This window comes from Mycobacterium sp. C31M (assembly GCF_053345865.1).
Genome location: NZ_JBKFAX010000013.1, coordinates 1 through 23,464, shown reverse-complemented (window position 1 = coordinate 23,464; position 23,464 = coordinate 1). Strand labels below are relative to the sequence as shown.

At 68.9% G+C, this 23,464-nt stretch carries 23 protein-coding genes, 1 tRNA gene and 1 pseudogene; 15 read left to right on the top strand and 10 right to left on the bottom strand.

The genetic code is table 11. From position 1 onward, the window contains the following. Positions 1-91 precede the first annotated feature (91 nt). Positions 92-1,312 carry a L,D-transpeptidase gene (locus tag ACLBYA_RS19815; protein ID WP_447711147.1) on the top strand — a complete coding sequence of 407 codons (1,221 nt, stop codon included), beginning with the start codon at positions 92-94 and terminating at the stop codon, positions 1,310-1,312. 34 nt (positions 1,313-1,346) lie between these two features. Here the strand turns inward: ACLBYA_RS19815 and ACLBYA_RS19810 are convergent, their stop codons facing one another. Together ACLBYA_RS19810 and ACLBYA_RS19805 are read right to left on the bottom strand one after the other, a co-directional pair. After that, positions 1,347-1,823, bottom strand: coding sequence for an SRPBCC family protein (locus tag ACLBYA_RS19810; protein WP_447711146.1), 477 nt, complete (start codon positions 1,821-1,823; stop codon positions 1,347-1,349). Further along, positions 1,820-2,506: a DUF899 domain-containing protein gene (locus ACLBYA_RS19805; RefSeq protein WP_447711145.1), complete on the bottom strand. Its 687-nt coding sequence runs from the start codon at positions 2,504-2,506 to the stop codon at positions 1,820-1,822. Before ACLBYA_RS19805 ends, ACLBYA_RS19810 begins: the two co-directional genes overlap by 4 nt. Positions 2,507-2,633: 127 nt before the next feature. Here ACLBYA_RS19805 and ACLBYA_RS19800 point away from each other — a divergent pair, with 127 nt between their 5' ends. Further along, on the top strand, positions 2,634-3,389 hold the full coding sequence (locus ACLBYA_RS19800) for an SDR family oxidoreductase (protein ID WP_447711144.1): 756 nt from the start codon (positions 2,634-2,636) through the stop codon (positions 3,387-3,389). Here the strand turns inward: ACLBYA_RS19800 and ACLBYA_RS19795 are convergent. The 3 genes from ACLBYA_RS19795 to orn form a co-directional block, all read right to left on the bottom strand. Further along, positions 3,386-4,507, bottom strand: a complete 1,122-nt coding sequence (locus ACLBYA_RS19795) for a hypothetical protein (RefSeq protein ID WP_447711143.1) — start codon at positions 4,505-4,507, stop codon at positions 3,386-3,388. The genes ACLBYA_RS19800 and ACLBYA_RS19795 overlap by 4 nt on opposite strands. Positions 4,508-4,613: 106 nt before the next feature. Continuing rightward, positions 4,614-4,686, bottom strand: a tRNA-His gene (locus ACLBYA_RS19790). 46 nt (positions 4,687-4,732) lie between these two features. Further along, complete coding sequence (orn, locus tag ACLBYA_RS19785) at positions 4,733-5,362, bottom strand: oligoribonuclease (RefSeq protein WP_447711142.1); 630 nt, start codon at positions 5,360-5,362, stop codon at positions 4,733-4,735. Positions 5,363-5,443: 81 nt separating this feature from the next. Between orn and ACLBYA_RS19780 the strand changes: the two genes are divergently transcribed. Continuing rightward, on the top strand, positions 5,444-7,036 hold the full coding sequence (locus tag ACLBYA_RS19780; protein WP_447711141.1) for a helicase HerA-like domain-containing protein: 1,593 nt from the start codon (positions 5,444-5,446) through the stop codon (positions 7,034-7,036). Here ACLBYA_RS19780 and cmrA read toward each other — a convergent pair. After that, positions 7,033-7,839 (bottom strand): mycolate reductase, encoded by an 807-nt coding sequence (cmrA, locus tag ACLBYA_RS19775; protein ID WP_447711140.1) that lies wholly within the window; start codon positions 7,837-7,839, stop codon positions 7,033-7,035. The two genes, ACLBYA_RS19780 and cmrA, sit on opposite strands and share 4 nt — an antisense overlap. A 34-nt stretch (positions 7,840-7,873) precedes the next feature. Between cmrA and ACLBYA_RS19770 the strand changes: the two genes are divergently transcribed. Further along, on the top strand, positions 7,874-9,169 hold the full coding sequence (locus tag ACLBYA_RS19770; protein ID WP_447711139.1) for an MFS transporter: 1,296 nt from the start codon (positions 7,874-7,876) through the stop codon (positions 9,167-9,169). Here ACLBYA_RS19770 and ACLBYA_RS19765 read toward each other — a convergent pair. Both ACLBYA_RS19765 and ACLBYA_RS19760 read right to left on the bottom strand, forming a co-directional pair. Next, the gene (locus ACLBYA_RS19765; protein WP_447711138.1) at positions 9,166-9,900 is read right to left on the bottom strand and encodes an MmpS family transport accessory protein; all 735 of its coding nucleotides are present in this window, start codon (positions 9,898-9,900) and stop codon (positions 9,166-9,168) included. The genes ACLBYA_RS19770 and ACLBYA_RS19765 overlap by 4 nt on opposite strands. 45 nt (positions 9,901-9,945) lie before the next feature. Then, positions 9,946-10,554: an SACE_7040 family transcriptional regulator gene (locus tag ACLBYA_RS19760; RefSeq protein ID WP_447711137.1), complete on the bottom strand. Its 609-nt coding sequence runs from the start codon at positions 10,552-10,554 to the stop codon at positions 9,946-9,948. A gap of 66 nt (positions 10,555-10,620) precedes the next feature. On the opposite strand from ACLBYA_RS19760, the gene ACLBYA_RS19755 reads away from it, so the two are divergent. The 8 genes from ACLBYA_RS19755 (at position 10,621) to ACLBYA_RS19720 (ending at position 20,015) form a co-directional block, all read left to right on the top strand. After that, on the top strand, positions 10,621-12,159 hold the full coding sequence (locus tag ACLBYA_RS19755; protein ID WP_447711136.1) for a carboxyl transferase domain-containing protein: 1,539 nt from the start codon (positions 10,621-10,623) through the stop codon (positions 12,157-12,159). 7 nt (positions 12,160-12,166) lie between these two features. Then, the gene (locus tag ACLBYA_RS19750; RefSeq protein ID WP_447711135.1) at positions 12,167-14,149 is read left to right on the top strand and encodes an ATP-binding protein; all 1,983 of its coding nucleotides are present in this window, start codon (positions 12,167-12,169) and stop codon (positions 14,147-14,149) included. Further along, positions 14,146-15,330 (top strand): acyl-CoA dehydrogenase family protein, encoded by a 1,185-nt coding sequence (locus ACLBYA_RS19745; protein WP_447711134.1) that lies wholly within the window; start codon positions 14,146-14,148, stop codon positions 15,328-15,330. The genes ACLBYA_RS19750 and ACLBYA_RS19745 overlap by 4 nt, the downstream gene beginning before the upstream one ends. After that, entirely contained in the window at positions 15,327-15,824 is a 498-nt protein-coding gene (locus ACLBYA_RS19740; RefSeq protein WP_447711133.1) for a MaoC family dehydratase, read from the top strand. The genes ACLBYA_RS19745 and ACLBYA_RS19740 overlap by 4 nt, the downstream gene beginning before the upstream one ends. Continuing rightward, positions 15,824-16,636, top strand: coding sequence for an HpcH/HpaI aldolase/citrate lyase family protein (locus ACLBYA_RS19735; protein WP_447711132.1), 813 nt, complete (start codon positions 15,824-15,826; stop codon positions 16,634-16,636). The genes ACLBYA_RS19740 and ACLBYA_RS19735 overlap by 1 nt, the downstream gene beginning before the upstream one ends. Before the next feature lie 94 nt (positions 16,637-16,730). Beyond that, positions 16,731-17,798: a pyruvate dehydrogenase (acetyl-transferring) E1 component subunit alpha gene (pdhA, locus tag ACLBYA_RS19730; RefSeq protein ID WP_447711131.1), complete on the top strand. Its 1,068-nt coding sequence runs from the start codon at positions 16,731-16,733 to the stop codon at positions 17,796-17,798. Between the two features lies 1 nt (position 17,799). Further along, the gene (locus ACLBYA_RS19725) at positions 17,800-18,831 is read left to right on the top strand and encodes an alpha-ketoacid dehydrogenase subunit beta (RefSeq protein WP_447711130.1); all 1,032 of its coding nucleotides are present in this window, start codon (positions 17,800-17,802) and stop codon (positions 18,829-18,831) included. Continuing rightward, entirely contained in the window at positions 18,828-20,015 is a 1,188-nt protein-coding gene (locus ACLBYA_RS19720; RefSeq protein WP_447711129.1) for a dihydrolipoamide acetyltransferase family protein, read from the top strand. Before ACLBYA_RS19725 ends, ACLBYA_RS19720 begins: the two co-directional genes overlap by 4 nt. Here ACLBYA_RS19720 and ACLBYA_RS19715 read toward each other — a convergent pair. Together ACLBYA_RS19715 and ACLBYA_RS19710 are read right to left on the bottom strand one after the other, a co-directional pair. Continuing rightward, positions 20,012-20,764 carry an enoyl-CoA hydratase gene (locus ACLBYA_RS19715; RefSeq protein ID WP_447711128.1) on the bottom strand — a complete coding sequence of 251 codons (753 nt, stop codon included), beginning with the start codon at positions 20,762-20,764 and terminating at the stop codon, positions 20,012-20,014. The two genes, ACLBYA_RS19720 and ACLBYA_RS19715, sit on opposite strands and share 4 nt — an antisense overlap. A gap of 227 nt (positions 20,765-20,991) precedes the next feature. Continuing rightward, positions 20,992-22,431 (bottom strand): hypothetical protein, encoded by a 1,440-nt coding sequence (locus tag ACLBYA_RS19710; RefSeq protein WP_447711127.1) that lies wholly within the window; start codon positions 22,429-22,431, stop codon positions 20,992-20,994. Positions 22,432-22,501: 70 nt separating this feature from the next. On the opposite strand from ACLBYA_RS19710, the gene ACLBYA_RS19705 reads away from it, so the two are divergent. From ACLBYA_RS19705 to ACLBYA_RS19695, 3 genes and pseudogenes are all read left to right on the top strand, one after another. After that, complete coding sequence (locus ACLBYA_RS19705; RefSeq protein WP_447711126.1) at positions 22,502-22,654, top strand: hypothetical protein; 153 nt, start codon at positions 22,502-22,504, stop codon at positions 22,652-22,654. Positions 22,655-22,687: 33 nt separating this feature from the next. Continuing rightward, positions 22,688-23,089 carry a hypothetical protein gene (locus tag ACLBYA_RS19700; RefSeq protein WP_447711125.1) on the top strand — a complete coding sequence of 134 codons (402 nt, stop codon included), beginning with the start codon at positions 22,688-22,690 and terminating at the stop codon, positions 23,087-23,089. Beyond that, positions 23,035-23,464: pseudogene (locus ACLBYA_RS19695) on the top strand (hypothetical protein); the annotation flags it as partial. The gene ACLBYA_RS19700 and the pseudogene ACLBYA_RS19695, both read left to right, overlap by 55 nt.

Sequence of the window (23,464 nt, the reverse complement as noted above, 5' to 3'; positions counted from 1 at the left end):
CGACGAGGCGACCGGTGTCGGGACTTTCCCTTAGACTATCGCCAAGAAGCTGCGACCCCTGTGGGTCCGTGTCATGAGGTGGGGCAAGTAGATGGTGCTGGATTCGCCGAGGGTGGGCGCGCGCCGGGCAAAGACGTGGTCGACCGCGATCGCCTTGGCGGCGATCGCTGCGCTGGCAATGAGCGCCTGCAGCAGCCAACAGGCCACTGAACAGCCCAAGACGATCGCCGACAAGGGCACCCCCTACGGCGACCTGCTGGTGCCCAAGCTGACCGCCACCGTGACCGATGGCGCCGTCGGGGTCACCGTCGACGAGCCCGTCACGGTCAGCACCGAGGGCGGTGTGCTGGGGCCGATCACCCTGGTCGACGAGAACGGCGACCAGGTCGCCGGCGCCCTCAGCAAGGACGGGTTGACGTGGTCGACCACCGATCCGCTGGACTACAACGCCAGCTACACCCTGACCGCGAGCTCGCAGGGCCTGGCCGGGGCGGCCACCAGCCACATGTCGTTCGAGACGCACTCGCCGCAGAACCTGACGATGCCCTACCTGCTGCCAAACGAGGGTGAGGTCGTCGGCGTCGGCCAGCCTGTCGCCGTCCGGTTCGACGAGAACATCACCAACCGCGCGGCGGCCGAGAAGGCGATCAAAATCACCACGACACCCAAGGTCGACGGTGCGTTCTACTGGCTCAACAACCGCGAGGTGCGTTGGCGGCCGGCTGAATACTGGAAGCCGGGCACCAAGGTCCAGGTCGACGTCAACACCTACGGTGTCGAGGTCGGCGACGGACTGTTCGGGCAGGAGAACGTCAGCACCAACTTCACCATCGGTGACCAGCTCATCGCCGTCGCCGACGATGCGACCAAGACATTGACGGTCCGGCGCAACGGTGAGGTTGTCAAGACCATGCCGATCTCGATGGGCAAGGACAGCTCACCGACCAACACCGGCGTCTACATCATCGGTGACCGCTACGCCGAGCTGGTGATGGACTCGTCGACCTACGGCGTTCCGGTCAACTCGCCCAACGGATATCGCACCGAGGTGGATTACGCCACGCAGATGTCCTACAGCGGTATCTACGTGCACGGTGCCCCGTGGTCGGTGGGCAGCCAGGGCTACAGCAATGTCAGCCACGGCTGCCTGAATGTCAGCACCGCAAACGCCTTGTGGTTCTACGAGAACACCAAGCGCGGTGACATTGTCGAAGTGGTCGGCACCGTCGGATCACCGCTGCCCGGTACCGACGGCCTCGGCGACTGGAACATCCCGTGGTCGCAGTGGAAGGCCGGCAACGCCAGCACCTAACCCTCGGCGATCCTAGGTCGCCGAACGCTCTCGATTATTGGGTCGCTGAACGCTCCAGGGCGGCAAGGGATTCCTCGATGTACTGCTGCGGGAACGGTGGCATGCCGCCAACCTGATTGCGGAAGCTGTGCGGCGTATCGGTCCAGTCGTAGGTGATGGTGACATCGGTGCCGTCACCATTGGGGGCAAGGTCGTAACGCCACCACCAGCCGCCGGGCTGATGGGTGCCCGACTCATCGAGCTGACCGGGCAACCAGGCGATGGTGCGGTCCGGCTCGAAATCGGTCACCAGGTTGTGCATCACGTAATGGCCGCCCGCGAACTCCAGGAACATGTTGATCACGAAGATCTGGCCCACCGCGGTGATCCGATCGGTGCTGACTGCATCGCGCACCCAGTCGCCGGGTTCGGTGTCCTGATGACGGGTGGGGTCGGTCAGCACCGCGAAGACCGCGCTCGGCGGCGCCGGGATGGTGCGGGTGACGATGAAACGCGCGATGGTGCTGCTCATTTGGCGGCATCCTTTCCATAGGCGCGGGCGATATCGGGGCTGTCCAGCCAGCCGGAATAGGTGGGCCGCGACGGCCACCCCTCGGGCGAGTCGAGCCACTCCTCCTGCCTACCCCACGGAAGCAGGTCGATGAGCGGAAAGCTGTGGCTCAGTTGTTCTGTGCCGCGACCATTGGTGTGCCAGGTGCGATGGACGGTGTCCTCGTCACGCAGGAAGACATTGACCGCGAAGCCCTCACCCGGGGCGGCATCCATGTCGGCGCCGAAGCTGGTGCCGGCGGCGGAGTACCAGTCCATCTTGTTGCCCACCTTCTCCCGGTAGGCCAGCGCCTCGTCGATGGGCCCGTTGGTCACGATGACGAACCGCGCGTCGTAGTTCTCCAGGAACTCCAGCCGGGTGAACTGCGAGGTAAAACCGGTGCAGCCACCGCACTGCCACTCGGCACCGTCGTTCCACATGTGGTGATAGGTGATCAGTTGGGACCGGCCGTCGAACACGTCGGCCAGCCGGACCGGCCCGTCGGCCCCGGTCAGCGTGTACTCGGGCAGCTGCACCATCGGCAGTCGGCGCCGCTGCGCAGCGATCGCATCGAGCTCACGGGTGGCGGCCTTCTCGCGGCGCCGTAGATCGTCGAGAGCCGTGCGCCACACGCCCTCGTCCACCACAGGTGGTTTCCCGGTCATCGCAGTCTCCTTTTCCACAACATCTGGTCGTTGTACTGACCCACGGTGCGTCCGGAACTCATCGCGCGCGGTACTGTCCGACGGAACAAAGGGTGACCTAACACACAGAAAGCGGGATGGACACGACATGAGTGGTGAAGGTTCCGATGTCGCGGGTTTGCGGCTCCTCGTCGTCGGCGCCTCGTCGGGTATCGGGCACGCGGTCGCCACCCGCGCCGCCGAGCGCGGGGCCAAGGTCGCCGTCGCGGCCCGTCGCACCGACCTGCTGACCAGGCTGGCCGAGCAGATCGGCGGTACCGCCCACGAACTCGATGTCGAGGTCCCGGCGTCGATCCCACGGGTCATCGACACCGCCGTCGAGGGTCTCGGCGGACTCGACGCCGTGGTGTTCACCAGTACCGTCGCGCCGCTGGCCTATATCGAGGACACTGATGTCGCCACTTGGCTGCACGCCTTCAACGTCAACGCCCTCGGCGCGAACAACGTGCTGCGTGCCGCGACACCGCACCTCTCGGACAACGGTGTGGTCGTCGTGGCGTCCAGCCACGATGTCGGCCGGCCCCACGCGGGGGCGGCCGCTTACAACGCCAGCAAGGCCGCACTCGACGAGATCCTGCACTCGTGGCGTAGCGAACACCCCGACCTGTCGCTGATGCGGGTGGGTATCGGCCCGACCGACAACACCGAGATCCTGCGCGGCGCGGACCGCGATCTGTTGTCCCAGCTGTTCAAGTCGTGGACGGCGCACGGGCAGCTGCCCGAGCACATGTCGGCGCTCAATGACGTTGCCAACACCCTGGTTTCGCTGGTGTCGACCGCGTATCTCAATCCCACCGTGGTGCCCGAGATCGTGCAGTTGGCCCCCCGCATCCGGCGTTCCTAACGATCGTCGCCGAACGCCAGCGCCGCGGTGACCCCGCCACCGGTGACCGGCGGTCCCAGCAGCACCCGGGACCGGGCGGCGGTCGGGTCGTAGGCCACCAGTGCGACTCCGGGGCCGCAGGATTGGGTGACCCGCAGCAGCAGCGTGCCACCGGCGGCGCCGACCACCACCACCGACTGGTCGCCGGCGACACCGGGTACATGCAGCACCTCGGTGCGCCGGTCCGGCGTGACGCGGGTCAGTTCCGCGGCACCGCACGGGCCCAGCGACTGCACGAACGCGCCGCCCGGTAACCGCCAGGCCGCGATATCGCCGTACTGGTCGCCGCGGCCGGACATGAATGCCGTCAGCGCCGCGGGGGTGGTGCCGTCCAGCGGCACCTGCCACAACTGGGTGCCCATCAGCTCGGCATCGGAGCAACGGGTCAGCACGGCCCCGGTGCTCCACCAGCGCACCGGTACGCAGTTGGTGTTCGGGCCGGGTAGCGGCAGATGGTCGCGGAGTCGGCCGTTGTTGCCCACCACGGCCAACCCCTTACCGGCCCCGAGCACCAGCAGGGTGCCGTCGATGCTGGCCAGGTGGTGACCGTTGTACCGGCCCGCCGCACCCAGCCGGTCGGTCGCGTAACTGAGCTGCTCGATGCCGGTCAGGTCGACGCGGCGCAGCGTCGTGGCGTCCTCGTCGGTGACCAGCAGCGCTTTGCCCGTCGGGCGGGTGTAGCGGGCAGTCTGCCTGCCTTCCAGGGTGATGGTCGCGGTGGCGCCGGTGCGCAGATCGATCTCGGTCAGCGTGGTGGTGCCGTAGTCGTAGTCGTTCGCGGCGAACAGGGCGCGTTTTCCGTCGCCGGACCAGTCCGTCAGCCGCCGCTGGCCCGACACCTCGGTGATCGGATGCCGCTCACCGGTGGGACTGACCAACGTCAGCGTGGTCTTCTCGTCGGTCTCGGCCCAGGTGGCCAGCGTCCACCCGGCCCCGACATCGGACCAGGGCACATTGTGGTCGATCAGCACGGTCGGGGTGTCGACGGCAACCGGGGGACCGCCGGAGACCGCGGTGGCGCAGCCGGCCGACAACAGTGCCGCGCACGCCAGGCCGGCGACGGTCTTGGAGGTCCCCACGTGCCAAATCATGCTGCGGAGGCTTGGCGGATTCTTGGAAATTCCGGGAAACGCGCCGAAATGCGAGAACGCCGCCCACATCCGTGGACGGCGTTCCCGATATCGGGGTGGCTGACGGGACTCGAACCCGCGACAGCCAGGATCACAACCTGGTGCTCTACCAACTGAACTACAGCCACCATCACCGCTCGCGCGGCGTTGACGATCTTAACCGCATCACCGGCGTTACACCGAATCGGTTTCCTTCTGATCGTTGCCCGCCGGGCCGAGCTCGGCCGCGACGGCGGCGATTTCGCTGGTCGTGGGGCCGGGCGCGGCCACGAACGCGGTGCGCCGGTAGTACTTGAGTTCCTGGATGGACTCGTGGATATCGGCAAGTGCGCGGTGGGCGAGGCCCTTCTCGGGTTGGCCGAAGTAGATCCGCGGGTACCAGCGCCGGCACAGTTCCTTGATCGAGCTGACGTCGATCATCCGGTAGTGCAGGTACTCGTCGAGGGTGGGCATGTCCCGGGCGATGAAACCGCGGTCGGTGGCGATCGAGTTCCCGCACAGCGGAGCGGTTTTCGCGCTCTTGACGTGGCTGCGGATGTAATCCAGCACCAGCGTCTCCGCGGTGGCCAGGTCGACCTCGGAGGCCAGCACCTCCTTGTCCAGCCCGGAGCTGCGGTGCATCTTGGCCACCACCTCGACCATGCCGGACAGATCGTCGGCGTCGGCGTGGATCACCACGTCGATGCCCTCGCCGAGGACATTGAGGTCGGCATCGGTGACCAACGCTGCGATCTCGATGAGCTTGTCGGACTTCAGGTCGAGCCCGGTCATCTCGCAGTCGATCCACACCAGTTCTTCGCGCACAGCGATCCACAGTATTCCCACCCGCGGCTATTGGCTGCCTGCACCCGCCCCGACGGGGTCCGGTTCAGTAAGGTCTGGCAGATGACCTCCGAATCGGCGCAGACCCCCGCACAGCAGATCGCCGCAGGTTACGCGGCCGCCGGGCAGGCGCTGGAACTAGGCACCGTGGTCGTCGACGGGGTCGTCGACCCGGCCGCTGCGGTGCGGATTCCGCTGTCCATGGTCAACCGGCACGGCCTGGTCGCCGGCGCCACCGGCACCGGTAAGACCAAATCGCTGCAGGTGATGGCCGAGCAGCTCTCGGCCGCCGGCGTGCCGGTGCTGATGGCCGATGTGAAGGGCGATCTGTCCGGCCTGTCCCGGCCGGGGGAGAACAGCGACCGCACCGCGCAGCGCGCCACCGATACCGGCGACAGTTGGACGGCCACCGGTTACCCGGTGGAGTTCCTGTCGCTGGGCACCGACGGTATCGGCGTTCCGGTGCGTGCCACGATCACCAGCTTCGGTCCGATCCTGCTGTCGAAGGTGTTGGGGCTCAACGCCACTCAGGAGTCGACGCTGGGCCTGATCTTCCACTTCGCCGACCAGCAGGGGCTTTCGCTGCTGGATCTCAAGGATCTGCGGGCGGTCATCCAGTACCTGATCAGCGATGAGGGCAAGCCGGAACTGAAGGCGCTCGGTGCGGTGTCGACGACGACGGCCGGGGTGATCCTGCGCGCCCTGGTGAACCTGGAGGCCGAGGGCGCGGACACCTTCTTCGGCGAACCCGAACTTGAGCCAAAGGACCTGATCCGCCTGGACGCGCAGGGCCGCGGTGTCATCACGCTGTTGGAACTCGGTGCCCAGGCGGCCCGGCCGGTGATGTTCTCGACATTCCTGATGTGGGTGCTGGCCGATCTGTTCACCACGCTGCCCGAGGAGGGGGACCTCGACAAGCCGAAGCTGGTCTTCTTCTTCGACGAGGCGCACCTGCTGTTCAACGACGCCTCCAAGGCCTTCCTGGCCCAGGTCGAACAGACCGTCAAGCTGATCCGCTCCAAGGGCGTCGGGGTGTTCTTCTGTACCCAGCTGCCCACCGATGTGCCCAACGATGTGCTCAGCCAGCTCGGAGCCCGGGTGCAGCACGCGCTGCGTGCGTTCACCCCCGACGACCAGAAGGCGCTGTCCAAGACGGTGCGCACCTACCCCAAGACCAAGATCTACGACCTGGAGTCGGCGCTGACGTCGCTGGGCATCGGCGAGGCGGTGGTGACGGTGCTCTCGGAGAAGGGTGCGCCGACCCCGGTGGCATGGACCCGGATGCGGGCGCCGCGCTCGCTGATGGACACCATCGGCCCCGACGCCATCAAGGCTGCGGCGGCGGCCAGCCCGCTACAGGCCACCTACGGGCAGACCATCGACCGCGAGTCGGCCTATGAGCGGCTCAACGCCCGGCTGGCCCCGCCCGAGCCCGCACCGACGCCGGTCCCGGACCTGCCGCCGCCGCTGCCCCCGGTCGAGGGTGCGGCCACCGCGGGCGGCTCGGTCAAGGCGCGCGACACCGCCGAGCCCAGCTTCCTGGACAAGATGGCCGCCAGTCCGGCGTTCAAGAGTGCGATGCGCTCGGCCGGCACGGTGATCGGCCGCGAGATCACCCGAAGCATCTTCGGCACCGGCCGGCGCCGGCGGCGTTAGTCGCCGCCGAGCTTCTTGTAGACCGCACCGACGATCGGCGTGACGATCGCCCGCGGTGCGTACCCGCTGGCCACCGACATCGCCTTGGACGTCAGACCCGGTACGATGCGCATCTTGTTGGCTTCCAACGCGTCCAGGGACACCTTGGCGGTGTACTCGGTGTTGATCCACAGGAAATCCGGGATCAGCCGTTCCACCAGGGACTGCTCGGACACATCGGGCAGTTCGGTGCGCACCGGCCCGGGCGCCAGCAGCGTGACGTGCACGCCGTCCTTCTTGACCTCCCCGCGCAGCGACTCGCTGAACGTGTTCGCGAATGCCTTGGTTGCCGCATAGGTGGCGTTGTTCGGGATCGGCGAGTTGCCCGCCGCCGAGCCGGAGATCAGGATGCCGCCGGCCTTGCGTTCCAACATGCCCGGCAGCACTGCAAGGCAAAGATCATGCACCGCAAGGGCATTGAGCTGGACCTGGGCCTTTTCGCCGGCCGGGTCGAGATTGGCCAGCGGCCCGAAGGTGGCGGTGCCGGCATTGGCGCACAGGATCGAGATGTTGCGGGTGGCCAGTTCGGCGCACAACACATCGCGGGCGGCCGGGTCGGCGAGATCCACCGCGCGGACCTCCACGGTGACACCGTGGCGCGCGGTGATGCGGGCGGCGAGATCGTCGAGCACGTCACCGCGGCGGGCAGTGACGATCAGGTGGTGGCCGCGTCCGGCCAGATCAAAGGCGAGCGCTTCACCGATGCCCTGTGAGGCGCCGGTGACCACCGCGCGGGCGTCGGGATGCGGAGCAGGTACGGGCATGGAAGAAATCGTAGGGACCATTAGGGTGGCGGCCATGAGCAGCCCCGGGTCGGCGCCCGTAACGGCCCGGCGGTCCCAGGTCCGATCGTGGGTCCTCTACGACTGCGGCGCGACCGCGGTGAACGCGATCGTCGTCACCTTCGTCTTCTCGGTGTATCTGACCGACGGGGTCGGTGCCGGGCTGCCGGGGGCGACAACACCGTCGAGTTGGCTGGGCTGGGCGCTGACCGCGGCCGGCATCGTGGTGGCGCTGCTGGCGCCGGTGACCGGTATCTGGGTGGACGCACCGCACCGGCGGCGCCGGGCGCTGGTGCTGCTGACCGGCGCCGTCGTGGTGCTGGTGGCGTGTATGAGTTTCATCCGAACGGATTACACGTATCTGTGGGCCGGGCTGGCGCTGCTCGCCTTCACCGCGGCCTGTAACGACCTGGCGACCGTGCCGTACAACGCGATGCTCAGCCAGCTGTCCACCCCGGCGACTTCCGGGCGGATCTCCGGGGCGGGGCTGGCCGTCGGTTACGGCGGCAGCGTCGGCCTGCTGCTTCTGGTCTACGCCGGGTTCATGTCCGGCGAGGGCGGCCTGCTGGGTCTGCCGACCGACGACGGGCAGAACGTGCGGGCCGCGATGCTGCTGACCGCGGTCTGGTTCGTCGTGTTCGCGCTCCCGCTGCTGTTGACCGCGCCGAGCGCGCCGGCCGACGCGGCACACCGCCCGGTCGGATTCTTCGCTTCCTACCGCAAGCTGTGGGGCGAGGTGAAGTACGAGTGGAACCGCGACCGCAACGTCGTCTACTACCTGATCGCCAGCGCCATCTTCCGGGACGGGCTCACCGGGGTGTTCACCTTCGGTGCCGTGCTGGGGGTCAGCGTGTACGGCATCTCGCCGGCCAGCGTGCTGCTGTTCGGGGTGTGCGCCTGCCTGGTGGCCGCAGTCGGCGCGGTGGTCGGCGGCCACCTCGACGACAGGTTCGGCGCCAAGCCGGTGATCGTGTGCGCGCTGAGCGCGATGATCGTGATCGGGTTGACCCTGATGACGCTGTCGGGCCCGCTGGCGTTCTGGGTGTGCGGCCTGCTGTTGTGCCTGTGCATCGGCCCGACGCTGTCGGCGGCCCGCACGCAGATGCTGCGGATCTCGACCGAGGGCAAGGAGGGCATCGCTTTCGGCCTGTACACCACGACGGGGCGGGCGGCGGCACCGCTGGCGCCGTGGCTGTTCGCGCTTTTCATCGGCATCTTCGGCACCGACCGTGCCGGGATGGGCGGGCTGTGCCTGGTACTGGCGCTGGGCCTGGTGCTGATGCTCGGGGTCCGCACACCGCGCCGGGTTTAGCCCAGCGGGCTGCAGATCGTCAGGCCCGATCCGGTGCGCTGCTGCACCTGCGCCCCGTCGATGCTGATCGAGCAGGTCACCTCGCGGCCGACGTTGATGATGCTGACGCTGGCGGACTGCTTGGCCGGCTCCGGTAGCGCCACCTCTTTGCTCCACGGCAGCAGCACGTTGAACTCGGTCTGCAGTACGCCGCCGTTGTCCACGTAGGTGATGTTGATCGCCCGGCCCTGCCCGTCGACGTTGTAGGTCACCGGCTCGGTGGCCCCCGGCGTGGTGGACGGCGCGGTGGTCGACGGTGTCGTGGCGGGCGGCACGGTCGGGCGCGGGGTGGTCGTGGTGGTCGGGCGGCGGGTGGTGGTCGGCGGTGCGGTCGGTTCGGCCGGTTCGCTGAGCGAGGGCACCGGGGCGACGACGGTCTGTTGCTGGGAGCTGTTGACGATCACCAGGGCGATGACGAGCCCGATGACGGTGAGCACGGCGATGCCGGCCACGATCCACAGCCAGCGCGGGGTGCGCGGGGGCTCCGGTGGTTCGGGGGCGCCGGGCGGCGGTGGGGGCGGGCTCCCGTACTGGCCGGTGTAGGGGTCGTAGCCGTACGCGGGGTAGGCGGGCATCGGTTCGGTGGGACGCATGCCGTACGGGGACTGGCCGGCGTACGCAGGATCGGTATAGCCGGAATAGCCACCATCGAACCGTTGGGTCGGTTCGTCCCGCCGTGGATATTCGGTCATGCCCACCTCATGAGCCCCACGGTACCCGCGTGCCCTCGGATTGGGTCAGCGCACGGCGGTCAGGGCGGCAACGGTCATCGCCCGCAGCACCGGCCGTGACGAGTGCGTCCGGCTGGGCGCTTTGAGGCTGTAGGGGGTGGAGTTGAGCAGCCCGAATGCTGCGTGCGCCTGCACTCGCGCGTCGGCCTCGTCCAGGGCAGGATCGATCCGGCGCAGCACGTCGACCCAGATCTCCACATATTGCCGCTGCGCCTTGCGCACCTGGCGTTTGGCCGCCGCAGGCAGATGGCTGAGGTCGCGGTCCTGGATGCGGATCAGGTTCGATTCACCGAGCGCAAAGTCGAGATGGAACTCGATCAGTCCGTCGAGTGCCGCATCGGCATGGGGGGTTTGCGCCAGTACCGCATGCGCGCCGTCGAGCAGCCGCGTGCTGATGCCGACCAGCAATTCGACCAGCAGTGCTTCCTTGTTGGGGAAGTGCCGGTAGATCGCCGGCCCGCTGATGCCCACCGCGGCACCGATATCCTCAAGCCGCACCGACAGGTAGCCGTGCTCGGCCACCAGTCGTTCAGCGGCGGCGATGAGTTGGGTCCGACGATCGGATTTTGCTCTGCTGCGTGCACTCTCAGCGGACAAGGTGTTCCCCCTCGACATTCGAGTTAATGCCAATTAACATCGTACGAGTTAATCATCATTAACTCAACTGGAACGGGTTCGGCAATGACACACCGCGAGGCACACACCGCCCTGGTGACCGAATTGCGCACGAAACTTGCCGTGGCCGCGCGCGGTGGATCCGACAGGGCGCGCGAACGTCATGTCGGACGCGGGAAACTGCTACCCCGGGACCGGGTCGACACCCTGCTGGATTCGGGCAGTCCCTTTCTCGACGTCGCGCCACTGGCGGCCGACGGCATGTACGACGACGAATGCCCGGGTGCGGGCATGATCGCCGGTATCGGGCGGGTGTCCGGGCGTGAATGCATGGTCGTGGCCAACGATGCGACGGTCAAGGGCGGCACGTACTACCCGATCACCGTCAAGAAGCACCTGCGGGCCCAGGAGATCGCCGCGCAGAACCGCCTGCCGTGCATCTATCTGGTGGATTCCGGCGGCGCATTCCTGCCGCACCAAGACGAGGTGTTCCCCGACCGTGATCACTTCGGCCGGATCTTCTACAACCAGGCGACCATGAGTGCGGCCGGTATCCCGCAGATCGCGGCCGTGCTCGGCTCGTGCACCGCCGGCGGTGCCTATGTCCCGGCGATGAGCGACGAGGCGATCATCGTCCGTAACCAAGGCACCATCTTCCTGGGCGGGCCGCCGCTGGTGAAGGCCGCCACCGGCGAGGTGGTGACCGCCGAGGAGCTCGGCGGCGGTGACCTGCATTCCAAGATCTCCGGCGTCACAGACCATCTGGCCGCCGATGACCGTGATGCGCTGCGCATTGTGCGGCGAATCGTCGGCACCCTGGCGCCGCGGCTGGACCCGCCCTGGGAGGTGCGGCCGACAGTCGAGGCGGTGGCCGATCAATCCGAGCTCTACGACGTGGTGCCCGTCGACGCCCGGGTGCCCTACGACGTGCACGAGGTCATCCACCGCGTCGTGGATGACGGCGAGTTCGCGGAGTTCAAGGCCGAATACGGCACCACGCTGGTCACCGGGTTCGCCCGGATCCACGGCCACCCGGTCGGCATCGTCGCCAACAACGGTGTGCTGTTCGGTGAATCGGCGGTCAAGGGTGCGCATTTCATCGAACTCTGCGACAAGCGCAACACCCCACTGGTGTTCCTGCAGAACATCTCCGGGTTCATGGTCGGGCGCGACTACGAGGCCGGCGGCATCGCCAAACACGGCGCCAAGATGGTCACCGCGGTGGCCTGCGCGCGGGTCCCGAAGCTGACCGTCGTGATCGGCGGATCCTATGGGGCCGGTAACTATTCGATGTGCGGCCGGGCGTATTCGCCACGCTTCTTGTGGATGTGGCCCAACGCCCGCATCTCGGTGATGGGCGGCGAACAGGCCGCCTCGGTGCTCGCGACGGTGCGTGGCGAGATGACCCTCGAGCAGGAAGAGGCGTTCAAGGCGCCGATCCGTGCCCAGTACGAGCAGCAGGGCAACCCGTACTATTCGACGGCCCGATTGTGGGATGACGGCGTCATCGACCCGGCCGACACCAGAACTGTTCTGGGAATGGCCCTTTCAGTTGTCGCACAGGCTCCGCTGGGGCCGGTGTCCTATGGCGTGTTCAGAATGTGAGCTCGATATGACACAGTTCTTTGACACCGTGCTCGTCGCCAACCGAGGCGAGATCGCGGTGCGGGTCATCCGCACCCTGCGCGAGATGGGGATCCGATCGGTCGCGGTGTACAGCGACGCCGACGCCGGCGCACGCCACGTGGCCGAGGCCGACACCGCCGTGCGGATCGGTCCGTCGGCGGCCCGGCAGAGCTACCTCGACATCGACGCCATCGTCGAGGCCGCCCGCCGGACCGGTGCGCAAGCGGTGCATCCGGGCTACGGATTCCTGGCGGAGAACGCCGATTTCGCGTCCGCTCTGCAGGCCGCGGGCATCGTGTTCATCGGCCCTCCGACTGCCGCGATCAAGACCATGGGGGACAAGATCGCCGCCAAGGCGGCCGTCGCAGCCTTCGATGTCCCGGTGGTACCGGGGATTTCGCGTCCGGGCCTGACCGACGAGGACCTGATCGCCGGTGCTCCCGAGGTGGGCTTCCCGGTGCTGGTGAAACCGTCGGCCGGTGGCGGCGGTAAGGGCATGCGGGTGGTGCACGATGCGGCCGAGCTACCGGCCGCGCTGGCCTCGGCGCGGCGCGAGGCAGCGTCGGCCTTCGGCGACGACACCCTGTTCCTGGAGCGGTTCGTGTTGAATCCCAGGCATATCGAAGTCCAGGTGCTGGCCGACGGGGACGGCAACGTGATCCACCTCGGCGAGCGCGAATGCAGCCTGCAGCGCCGACACCAGAAGGTCATCGAGGAGGCGCCGTCACCGCTGCTCGACGCGGCCACCCGGGCGCGTATCGGGACGGCCGCCTGCGACACCGCCCGCAGCGTCGACTACAGCGGCGCGGGCACCGTCGAGTTCATCGTCTCCGCCGACCGGCCCGACGAGTTCTTCTTCATGGAGATGAACACCCGCCTGCAGGTGGAACACCCCGTGACCGAGATGGTCACCGGGGTGGACCTGGTGGCACAGCAGGTGCGCATCGCCGCCGGCGCGCGTCTGGACATCGGTCAGTCCGACATCACCCTGACCGGGCATGCGATCGAGGCGCGGGTGTACGCCGAGGATCCCGGCACCGGATTCCTGCCGACCGGTGGGAGGGTGCTCGACGTCATCGAGGCCGTTGGCGCGCGGGTCGATTCGGGTATCTACCCGGACACGGTGGTCGGCAGTGATTACGACCCGATGCTGGCCAAGGTGATCGCCCACGCTCCCGACCGGGACGCCGCACTGCGCGGGCTCGACCGTGCATTGGCCCAGACCGCCGTCCTGGGCGTGACGACCAACGTCGACTTCCTACGCTTTCTGCTCGCCGATCCCGATGTGCAGGCGGGCCGTCTGGACACCGGACTGCTGGATCGTCGACTGCCCGATTACCGCGCCCCGCAACCCACCGACGCGGAGCTGATCGCCGCCGCCGCCGTCCGCTGGCTGACCGTGTGGGCTGCCGCGGATGACAACGTGTGGACCCAACCGTCGGGGTGGCGGACCGGGGCGCACGCGCCCGTCATCGCCCGGCTGACCGCGGGTGAGCGCACCGAGCACATCAGTTTGTCCGGCACACCCGAATCGGCCACCGCCAGCGTCGAACACGGCGGCACCCACCAGATCAGCGCCAGCCGAACCGGCCGCACCCTGACCCTCGTCCTCGACGGGGTGCGCACCGAATACATCGTCGCGACCGACGGTGCCCACATCTGGTTGGCCGGCCCGAACCGCACCGTCGAGGTGCGCGAGGTGCGCGAAGCGCCGGTCCGTCCCGACGACGAGCATGCCGGCGATGCCGAACTGGTCAGCCCGATGCCGGGCACCGTGGTGGCCGTCGCCGACGGCGCCGAGGCCACCGCCGGGGCCGTCGTCGTCACCGTCGAGGCCATGAAGATGGAACACGCCCTCAAGGCGCCCGTCGACGGCGCCCTCGCGGTACTCGTCGCCGTCGGCGACCAGGTCAAGGTAGGCCAGCCGCTGGCCCGAATCACCGCTGCAAACAAGGAGACTCAGGAGTGACTGACTATCTGTCGACTGGCGCGTTGCCCGACGAGTACGCCGAACTGGCCAGGACCGTCCGCGATTTCGCCACCAGCGTGGTGGCGCCGGTCGCCGCCAAACACGATGCCGAGCACAGCTTTCCCTACGAAGTGGTCGGGGGGATGGCCGACATGGGACTGTTCGGGTTGCCGTTCCCCGAGGAGTACGGCGGTATGGGCGGCGACTACTTCGCCCTGTGCCTGGCCCTGGAGGAACTCGGCAAGGTCGACCAGAGCGTGGCGATCACCCTGGAGGCCGGGGTGTCGCTGGGCGCCATGCCGGTCTACCGGTTCGGTACCGAGGAGCAGAAGCAGCAGTGGCTGCCACTGCTCGCGAGCGGTCAAGCGCTCGGCGCCTTCGGGCTGACCGAGGCCGGCGGCGGCAGTGATGCCGGGGCGACCAGGACCACCGCCAGACAGGACGGGTCGGACTGGATTATCAATGGCAGCAAGCAGTTCATCACCAACTCGGGCACTGATATCACCAAGCTGGTGACGGTCACGGCCGTGACCGGCGGTATGGACCGCGACGACGTGCGACACGGTCGGGGCAAGAAGGAGATCTCGGCCATCCTGGTGCCGGTGCCCACCCCTGGGTTCACCGCCGAACCCGCCTACAACAAGGTCGGCTGGAACGCTTCGGACACTCACCCGCTCAGCTTCGACGACGTGCGGGTGCCGCAGGAAAATCTGCTGGGCGAGCGGGGACGTGGATACGCGAATTTCCTGAGCATCCTCGACGAGGGGCGGATCGCGATCGCCGCGCTGTCGGTCGGCGCCGCGCAGGGCTGCGTCGATGAGAGCGTGAAGTACGCCAAGGAACGCGAGGCCTTCGGCGCCGCGATCGGCAGCTATCAGGCCGTCGCCTTCAAGATCGCGCGCATGGAGGCTCGCGCGCACGTGGCGCGCACCGCCTACTATGACGCTGCCGCACTGATGTTGGCGGGCAAGCCGTTCAAGAAGGCGGCGTCGGTGGCCAAGCTGGTAGCCAGCGAGGCCGCCATGGACAACGCCCGTGACGCCACCCAGATCTTCGGGGGGTATGGCTTCATGAACGAGTATTCGGTGGCGCGGCACTACCGTGACTCCAAGATTCTCGAAATCGGGGAAGGGACAACCGAAGTGCAGTTGATGCTGATCGCGCGGGGACTGGATCTGTGACGGGCGCCGAGGGAGCCAAGAAAGTCGTCGAGCAGCGCGGGCTCTGGTACGAGGAGTTCGAGGCCGGGGTGCTGTACCTGCACCGGCCCGGCCGCACCATCACCGAGGCCGACAATGTGCTGTTCACGACGCTCACCATGAACACCCAGGCGCTGCATCTGGATGCCGCGTTCTCCGATGCGTTGCCGCCGTTCAACCAGCGGCTGGTCAACTCGATGTTCACCCTCTCGACGCTGGTCGGTCTGTCGGTCACCCAGCTGACCCAGGGCACCATCGTCGGCAACCTCGGCTTCTCCGAGATCGCCTTCCCCAAGCCGCTGTTCCACGGCGACACCCTCTACGCCGAGTCCGAGGTGTTGGAGAAGCGGGAGTCCAAGAGCCGCCCCGGCGAAGGTATCGTCACGTTCGCGCACGTCGGCCGCAACCAGCACGGCGACATCGTGGCGACCGCGTCACGAAAGACCATGGTGCGCAAAAAGCCTCAGGAGGGCTAGTGGCGCTTGCGAACAACGGACCGGCGTGGATCTTCTGCCCTGCCGACCGGCCGGAGCGATTCGCCAAGGCGGCCGCCGCGGCCGACGTCGTCATTCTCGATCTGGAGGACGGCGCCGGTGACAAGCCCGCGGCCCGTGAGGCAATAGTAAGCACTCCGCTTGATCCGTCCCGCACCGTCATTCGGGTCAACCCACACGGCACCGAGGACCAGCGCCTGGACCTGGAGGCGCTGGGACGGACCGCCTACCGCACCGTCATGCTGCCCAAGTGCGAGGCCGTCGAGCAGGTGACCGAGTTGGCACCGCTGGAGGTGGTGCTGATCGTCGAAACCCCGCTGGGCGCGCTCAAGGTCACCGAGACCGCCACCGCGGCCAACGCCATCGGCGTGATGTGGGGTGCCGAGGACCTGTTCGGGTCGCTCGGCGGTACCACCAACCGCTTGCCGGACGGCTCCTACCGGGATGTCGCCAAACACGTGCGCTCGCAGTCGCTGCTGGCGGCCAAGGCCCACGGGAAGCTGGCGCTGGACTCGGTGTACATCGACATCAAGGATCTCGACGGGCTGCGGGTCGAGACCGATGACGCCGTCGCCGTCGGCTTCGACATCAAGGTGGCGCTGCACCCGACCCAGGTCACCGTCATCCGCGACGGTTACTCGCCGACCGGTGAACAGGTCGACTGGGCGCGACACGTGTTGGCAGCTGCGGCAAACCACCGGGGAGCATTCGCGTTCGAGGGCATAATGGTGGATGCCCCGGTACTGCGGCGGGCGGAGCGGATCGTCCAGCTTGCGCCTCACCCCGGTCACTAGCCGGCACCCCTGACCAGGGGTCGCGCCGACCGCCACCGTGCCGAGCACCTCGCGGAACGGCGGCCGAACATGCCGCCCACCTCAAGGAGGCGGTATGGCTGGTCTTTCGGCACCCCTGCAACTGGTCGGTGCGGACGGCGCCCCGACCGCCGAGACGCGCTATCGACGCGATCTCCCGCCCGAAACCCTGACCTGGCTCTACGAACTGATGGTGCTGACCCGCGAACTCGACACCGAGTTCGTGAACCTGCAGCGCCAGGGTGAGCTGGCGTTGTACGCCTCCTGTCGCGGGCAGGAGGCCGCCCAGATCGGCGCGGCGGCGTGCCTGCGCAAAACCGACTGGCTGTTCCCGCAGTACCGCGAACTCGGCGCGTTTCTGGTCCGGGGTATCACCCCGGCGCAGATGGGCGCGGTATGGCGCGGGTCCTGGCACGGCGGGTTGTCGTTCACCGACAAGTGCGTGGCCCCGATCTCGATCCAGATCGGCACCCATGGCCTGCACGCCGTCGGTGCGGCGATGGCCGCCCAACGCCTCGGCGAGGATTCGGTGACCGTGGCGTTCATGGGTGACGGCGCCACCTCCGAGGGTGATGCCCACGAGGCACTCAACCTGGCCGCGGTGTTCGCGGTGCCCACCGTTTTCCTCATCCAGAACAACCAGTTCGCCATCTCCACCCCGGTCAGCCACCAGCACGCGGCGGCCTCGCTGGCCGACCGCGCCGCCGGCTACGGCATGCCTGCGGTGCGCGTCGACGGCAACGATGTGCTCGCCTGTTTCGCGGTGATGGCCGAGGCCGCGCAGCGCGCCCGCGACGGCGGGGGGCCGACCTTCATCGAGGCGCTCACCTACCGGATGGGTCCGCATACCACCTCCGATGACCCCACCCGGTATCGCGCCGTGGCCGATGTCGAACAGTGGGCCGCGCGTGATCCGATCGCGCGGTACGACACGTATCTGCGCGGCGCCGGTGTGCTCACCGACCGGATCGCAGAACGGGTGGCGGCCAAGGCCACCCGGATGCGCACCGACCTGCGCGCCGCACTGGTCGGCGCGGTCGACCCGGATATCGCCGAGGTCTTCGACACCGTATACCACGACATCACCCCCGAACTGGCCCGCCAACGTGACGAGTTACTGGTCGAACTGGGGAAGGAGTCCTGAGATGACGCAGATCATCGAGCGGCCGCCGATGGGGGACTTCCCCGAGCCTCGCCCGTCGTTGCTGACGCTGACCATGGCCCAGGCGATCAATCAGGGACTGCACGACGCGATGTCCGCCGACGATCGGGTGCTGGTGTTCGGCGAGGACGTGGCCCTGCTCGGCGGGGTGTTCCGGGTGACCGATGGTCTTGCCGAAACCTTCGGCGGCCAGCGCTGTTTCGACACCCCGCTGGCCGAATCGGCGATCATCGGGATCGCGATCGGGATGGCCGTCCGAGGGTTCGTCCCGGTGCCCGAGATCCAGTTCGACGGGTTCGCCGCACCGGCCTTCGACCAGATGGTCAGTCATCTGGCCAAGTACCGGATGCGCACCCACGGTGATGTCGACATGCCCGTCACTGTGCGCATACCGTCCTTCGGTGGGATCGGTGCGGTGGAACATCATTCGGAATCCACCGAGAGTTACTGGCTGCACACCGCCGGGCTCAAAGTGGTGGTGCCGTCGACGCCTGCGGACGCGTATTGGTTGCTGCGCCAGTCGATCACCTGCCGGGACCCGGTCATCTACCTGGAACCCAAACGGCGGTACTGGACCCGGGGCACCGTCGACACCGAGTCCGCGCCACTACCGTTCGGACGTGCCGCGGTGCGCCGCAGCGGAACCGATGTCACCGTACTCACCTACGGTGGGCTGGTCGACACCGCGGCCAATGCCGCCGAGCTGGCCGCTGAACGTGATGTCAGCGTCGAGATCGTGGATCTGCGCACACTGAACCCGCTCGATTTCGACACCATCGCCGAGTCGGTGCGGCGCACCGGGCGGTGTGTGGTGATGCATGAGGGACCGCGCACCTTGGGATTCGGTGCCGAGTTGACCGCCAGGATCTCCGAGGAGCTGTTCTACGACCTGGAGGCTCCGGTGTTGCGCGCAACCGGATTCGACACCCCGTACCCACCGGCCCGGTTGGAGAAGCTGTGGCTGCCCGGGGTGGACCGCCTGCTGGATTGTGTCGAGAAGGTGATGGGGCAATGACGGATCACGCTGGTGCGGCGACGGAACACGCTGGTGCGGCGACGGAACACGCTGGTGCGGCGACGGAACACGCTGGTGCGCAGACCGATTCTTTCGAGTTCCGGGTGCCCGACCTCGGCGAGGGGCTGGAGGAAGCCACCATCACGGGCTGGTCGGTGGCCGTCGGTGACACGGTCGAGCTCAACCAGGTGCTGTGCACGTTGGAGACCAACAAGGCCGAGGTGGAGATCCCCAGCCCGCATGCCGGGCGGATCGCCGAACTGGGTGGGGCGGTCGGGGATACCCTCGACGTCGGGGCGGTTCTGGTGCGCATCGCGGGGGTATCGAACTCGGGCGCGGTTCTTGTCGGCTACGGCGCGGACGACCGTATGGACAGCTCCCGGCGGGCCCGGGCCAAGCCATCGACCCGGAAGCTGGCCCGCGACAACGGGGTCGACATCACCGCCGTCGCCCCGACCGGCCCGGACGGGATCGTTACCCGCGATGATGTGTTGGCAGCGTCGGCGACCCCGGACATGGCGCCGCTCAGCGGGGTCCAGGCCGAGATGGCCAAGCGGATGAGTCTGTCACGCAGCAGGATTCCCGATGCGCACGCATCGGTGGTGGTCGACGGCTCAGCCCTGCAAGGGCTCGCCACGCGGCTTGCGGTCACCCCTTTCGTACTGACGCTGCGACTGTTGGTGGCCGTGTTGGGACGTCACCCGTTGCTCAATTCCACCTGGGTGGACACCGCCGACGGGCCGCGCATCCACCAGCATGCGGCGGTGCACCTGGGTATCGGGGTGGCCACCCCGCGCGGGCTGCTGGTGCCGGTGGTCGCCGACGCCGGGCAGCGCACCACACGCGCGTTGGCCGATGAGGTGACGCGCCTGATCGACGGTGCCCGCGGTGGTGGGTTGCGGCCGGCCGAACTGATGGGCTCGACGTTCACCGTGTCGAACTTCGGTGCCCTGGGCCTGGACGCGGGTGTGCCGGTGATCAACTATCCGGAGGCGGCGATTCTCGGCATGGGATCACTCAAGTCACGCGCTGTCGTCGTCGACGGTGCCGTGGTGGCGCGCCCGACGATGGAGCTGACCTGCGCGTTCGATCATCGCATCGCCGACGGCGCGCAGGCTGCGGCGTTCCTGACCGATCTGCGTGATCTGGTCGAGGCACCCGAGTTGGCGTTGGCCGATCTCTAGCGGTTCTTGGCCGCGGCGAGGCGGCTCTGGAATTCCGGCGATTCGATGGATCGCGCCTGCGGGGTGATCTCCACGTCGACGGCGATAGCGTGCTGGTCGCTGTCGACGAACCCGGGATTGGCCGTCGCACGCATCGAGGCCTTGGTGGCGATCACGACCTCGCGCGGCGCGGCGGCCGGGCCGGCGGCGAGTTCGCGGGCCGCGGCGACCGCGTCATCGGCGACCTCGAGGGCCAGACCGTAGCGGACCGCCTCCTGGGCGTCGAAGCGCTTGCCGAACAACAGTGCAGCCCGCGCCACCTGGGGCCCGACCCCGCGCTGCAGCATCCAGGTGGCGCCGCCGCCGGGATGGATGCCCAGCTTCTGGAATCGTGAGTCGAAAAGTGCTGCGGGACCGGCAATTCGGATATCAGCGGCCAGCGCCAGATTGAGTCCCGCGCCGACAGCGGCGCCGTTGACGGCGGCGATGGTCGGCAGCGTGCAATTGGCGACGGCCAGGAAGCCGTCGTAGATGATGCGCAGTCCGTCCTCGGCGGCCGCGCCGAGGGCGGTCAGGTCGGCGCCGGCGCAGAACGCCTTACCCGCCCCGGTCACGATCACCACGTGTACGTCGGCGTTTGCCTCGGCGGCTTCGACCGCGGCGCGCAGGGCCGCGGAGATCTCAGCCGTGACCGCGTTGCGTCGGTCGGGGTCGTTGACGGTGATGGTGGCGACGTGGTCGGCGATGTCGACGAGGACGAGATCAGACATGACCTCAGGCTACGGATGGGTGTCGTCGCCGTGTCCTCGAGGTAGGGACGCGTGTTCGGGCAGCGTGCTGCGGGTTTGCCCGGGTTCTGTCACAGGCTCGGATCTCCTTTGCATCGGAACGGTAACCGTCCCGTTTGCCGCGCCGGGGAGTTTCATCCGTGTCATTTACCTTCTTCTCTGACTGCGACGTCAATATAGAAACGCTTGGGGATGACATGGTGAGTAAGTCAAATCGTTTGGCTGTCAGCATCTTTGCTGCGGCGGCTTTGTGCACGCCGCCGTTGTTGCTGATTGCGACAGCCGAGGCCCAACCTGCGTTGCAGTCGAGTGCGGGTGGCGTTCCCTGCGTGGGCATGGTCCAGCAGCTGGCTGCGACACCGCCTGATCTCGGCCAGGCGCTGCCAGGCATCGTCGCGCCGTTCACCGGTTCGGCCACACCCGTTGTGGTGCCGCCGGCCACCGCCGCAGGTGCAATCCCGGCGGCCGGTGCCGCCGGTGGCGGTGCGGGCGGTGGCGGGGCTGCTGGTGGAGCGGGAGCCGGGGCTGCCGGCGCCGGTGGCGCGGGCGCGGCTGGCGCTGCCGGAGCAGGTGGCGCTGGTGCCGGGGGCGCTGGTGGTGCCGGTGGTGCCGGTGCGGGCGGCGCTGGCGGAGCGGGAGGCGCTGGAGCTGGCGGCGCTGGAGCTGGTGGTGCCGGTGGTGCCGGTGGCGGTGCGCCCGTGGGTGGTGCCGGAGGTGCGGGCGGCCCGGCCGCCGCCGGCGCGCCGCTGATCGATGCCGCGGGTGTCGGAGCGCCGGCTGGGGCCGGTGGCCCGGGCGGAGCAGGCGGGCCTGCGGCAGGAGTTGTGGATGACGCTGCTGCGGCGGCGCCGGCGGGTGCACCGCTGGCCGACGCCGCTGCGCACGCAGGCCCGGGTGGAGCCCCGGGTGCCGGTGGTGGGGAAGGTGCCGGAGCCGGCGCGCCCCTGGCCGACGCCGCAGGTGTTGGTGGTCCCGCCGGTGGCGGTGCGCCGTTGGTCGATGCTGCGGGTGTTGGTGCCCCGGCAGGTGCGATCGTGGATGCCGCCGCGGTGGCGCCACCCATTGTCGAGGTACCGGTGCCTGCCGCTGCGGTGATTGATGGTGCCGGAGCGGGCGCGGCGCCGGCGGCTGCCGCTGCGCCGGTTATCGGTGGCGGGGATGCGGTTGCCCCGGCCGCGGCAGTCGGTGGCGGGGAGGCCGCAGGTGGCGCAGGTGGCGCAGGTGGTGCCGGTGGTGGCGCTGCTGGCGGCGGTGCCGGTGGTGCGGGCGCGGGCGGTGCCGGTGGAGCAGGTGGTGGCGCTGCCGGTGGCGGTGCCGGAGGTGGTGGTGGCGCTGCCGGTGGCGGTGCCGGTGGCGGTGCCGGAGGTGGTGGTGGCGCTGCCGGTGGTGGAACCGGCGGCGGCGCAGCGGGTGCAGTCCCCGCCGGTGGTGTTGTCGAAGGCGGCGGTGTCGCCGGTGCGCCGGTCGAATTGGCCGTCGCGGCTCCGCCCGTCGAAATCGCCGTGCCGCCCGTCGAGGTGGCTGCTCCTCCGGTGGAGGTCGCGCTGCCGCCGGCGGAGGTCGCAGCACCTCCCATCGAGGTGGCCGCTCCGCCGGTTGAGGTACATGCCCCGCCGATCGAGGTGGCTGCTCCACCCGTTGAGGTGCACGCGCCCCCCGTCCAGGTTGCGGGTCCGCCTGCAGAGATTTCCCTGCCGGATATCGACATCGATGTGCCCGATGTCAGCATTCCTGGCATCGACATTCCCGCGGGCGTCGGCGCGCCCGGTGGTGTCGTCGGTGGCGGTGCTCCCGGCGCGGTGGTGGGTGGCGCTCCGGCGGCCGCAGTTGTCGATGCCGGCGCGGCGGCCGCGGCACCGGGTGCCGCAGTAGTCCAGGCGGCTGCCCCGGCCGTGGGTGGCGGCGGTGCTTCAGGTGGTGGTGCCGCGGGTGGCGGTGCGGCCGGTGGTGCCGGCGCTGCCGGTGGCGGCGCCGGTGGCGGCGCCGGTGGCGCAGGCGCCGGTGGTGGCGCAGCAGGTGGCGGTGAGGCAGCCGGTGGTGCAGCAGGTGGCGGAGCCCCCGCGGCCGGTGCCGCTGGTGGTGGTGCCCCGGCTGGTGGGGCTGCCGGTGGTGGGGCCCCCGCGGCCGGTGGTGCCGGTGGTGGCGCTCCCGTTGGTGGCGGTGCTCCGGTCGGTGGTGGGGCTCCCGTTGGTGGTGGGGCTCCGGTGGGTGGCGGTGCTCCGGTGGGTGGCGGCGCACCCGCAGGAGCCGGCGTGCCGTCGGCACTCGGTGCACCACTGGCCGATGCGTCGGGCGGTGCGCCGCTGATGGACTCCGCGGGTGTCGGCCCGCTGCTGGCCAGTACTGGCCTCAACGGCGATGGACCGGCCGCGGCCCTGGTCGACGCGGCTGCTGCCGCGGGTTCGGGCGGAGCGGGTGCTCCGGGCGCCGGTGTTCCCGGAGCCGCCGGCCCGGCTGCCGGCGTGCTCGACGACGCGGCCGCACGCGCGGCCGCCGCGGGTCCTGTCGGCGCTCCGCTTGAGGATGCCGCCGCGGTCGCGATCCCCGGTGGCGGTGCGGGTGGTGCCGGTGCGGGCGGCGGTGGCGCTGCCGGTGGTGGCGCGGGTGGTGCCGGCGGAGCGGGCGGCGGCGCCGGCGGTGGCGGCGCGGCAGGCGGTGGTGGCGGGGGTGGCCGTGCTGCGG

What these genes read in the sequence shown, in the direction of transcription:
- ACLBYA_RS19805 (WP_447711145.1), bottom strand. Translation starts at nt 2,506, where the DNA reads ATGACCGGGAAACCACCTGTGGTGGACGAGGGCGTGTGGCGCACGGCT.
- ACLBYA_RS19770 (WP_447711139.1), top strand. Translation starts at nt 7,874, where the DNA reads ATGAGCAGCCCCGGGTCGGCGCCCGTAACGGCCCGGCGGTCCCAGGTC.
- ACLBYA_RS19765 (WP_447711138.1), bottom strand. Translation starts at nt 9,900, where the DNA reads ATGACCGAATATCCACGGCGGGACGAACCGACCCAACGGTTCGATGGT.
- ACLBYA_RS19720 (WP_447711129.1), top strand. Translation starts at nt 18,828, where the DNA reads ATGACGGATCACGCTGGTGCGGCGACGGAACACGCTGGTGCGGCGACG.
- ACLBYA_RS19725 (WP_447711130.1), top strand. Translation starts at nt 17,800, where the DNA reads ATGACGCAGATCATCGAGCGGCCGCCGATGGGGGACTTCCCCGAGCCT.
- ACLBYA_RS19810 (WP_447711146.1), bottom strand. Translation starts at nt 1,823, where the DNA reads ATGAGCAGCACCATCGCGCGTTTCATCGTCACCCGCACCATCCCGGCG.
- ACLBYA_RS19715 (WP_447711128.1), bottom strand. Translation starts at nt 20,764, where the DNA reads ATGTCTGATCTCGTCCTCGTCGACATCGCCGACCACGTCGCCACCATC.
- cmrA (WP_447711140.1), bottom strand. Translation starts at nt 7,839, where the DNA reads ATGCCCGTACCTGCTCCGCATCCCGACGCCCGCGCGGTGGTCACCGGC.
- ACLBYA_RS19760 (WP_447711137.1), bottom strand. Translation starts at nt 10,554, where the DNA reads ATGTCGAGGGGGAACACCTTGTCCGCTGAGAGTGCACGCAGCAGAGCA.
- ACLBYA_RS19705 (WP_447711126.1), top strand. Translation starts at nt 22,502, where the DNA reads ATGTCAGCATTCCTGGCATCGACATTCCCGCGGGCGTCGGCGCGCCCG.
- pdhA (WP_447711131.1), top strand. Translation starts at nt 16,731, where the DNA reads ATGGCTGGTCTTTCGGCACCCCTGCAACTGGTCGGTGCGGACGGCGCC.
- ACLBYA_RS19750 (WP_447711135.1), top strand. Translation starts at nt 12,167, where the DNA reads ATGACACAGTTCTTTGACACCGTGCTCGTCGCCAACCGAGGCGAGATC.
- ACLBYA_RS19800 (WP_447711144.1), top strand. Translation starts at nt 2,634, where the DNA reads ATGAGTGGTGAAGGTTCCGATGTCGCGGGTTTGCGGCTCCTCGTCGTC.
- ACLBYA_RS19780 (WP_447711141.1), top strand. Translation starts at nt 5,444, where the DNA reads ATGACCTCCGAATCGGCGCAGACCCCCGCACAGCAGATCGCCGCAGGT.
- ACLBYA_RS19815 (WP_447711147.1), top strand. Translation starts at nt 92, where the DNA reads ATGGTGCTGGATTCGCCGAGGGTGGGCGCGCGCCGGGCAAAGACGTGG.
- ACLBYA_RS19755 (WP_447711136.1), top strand. Translation starts at nt 10,621, where the DNA reads ATGACACACCGCGAGGCACACACCGCCCTGGTGACCGAATTGCGCACG.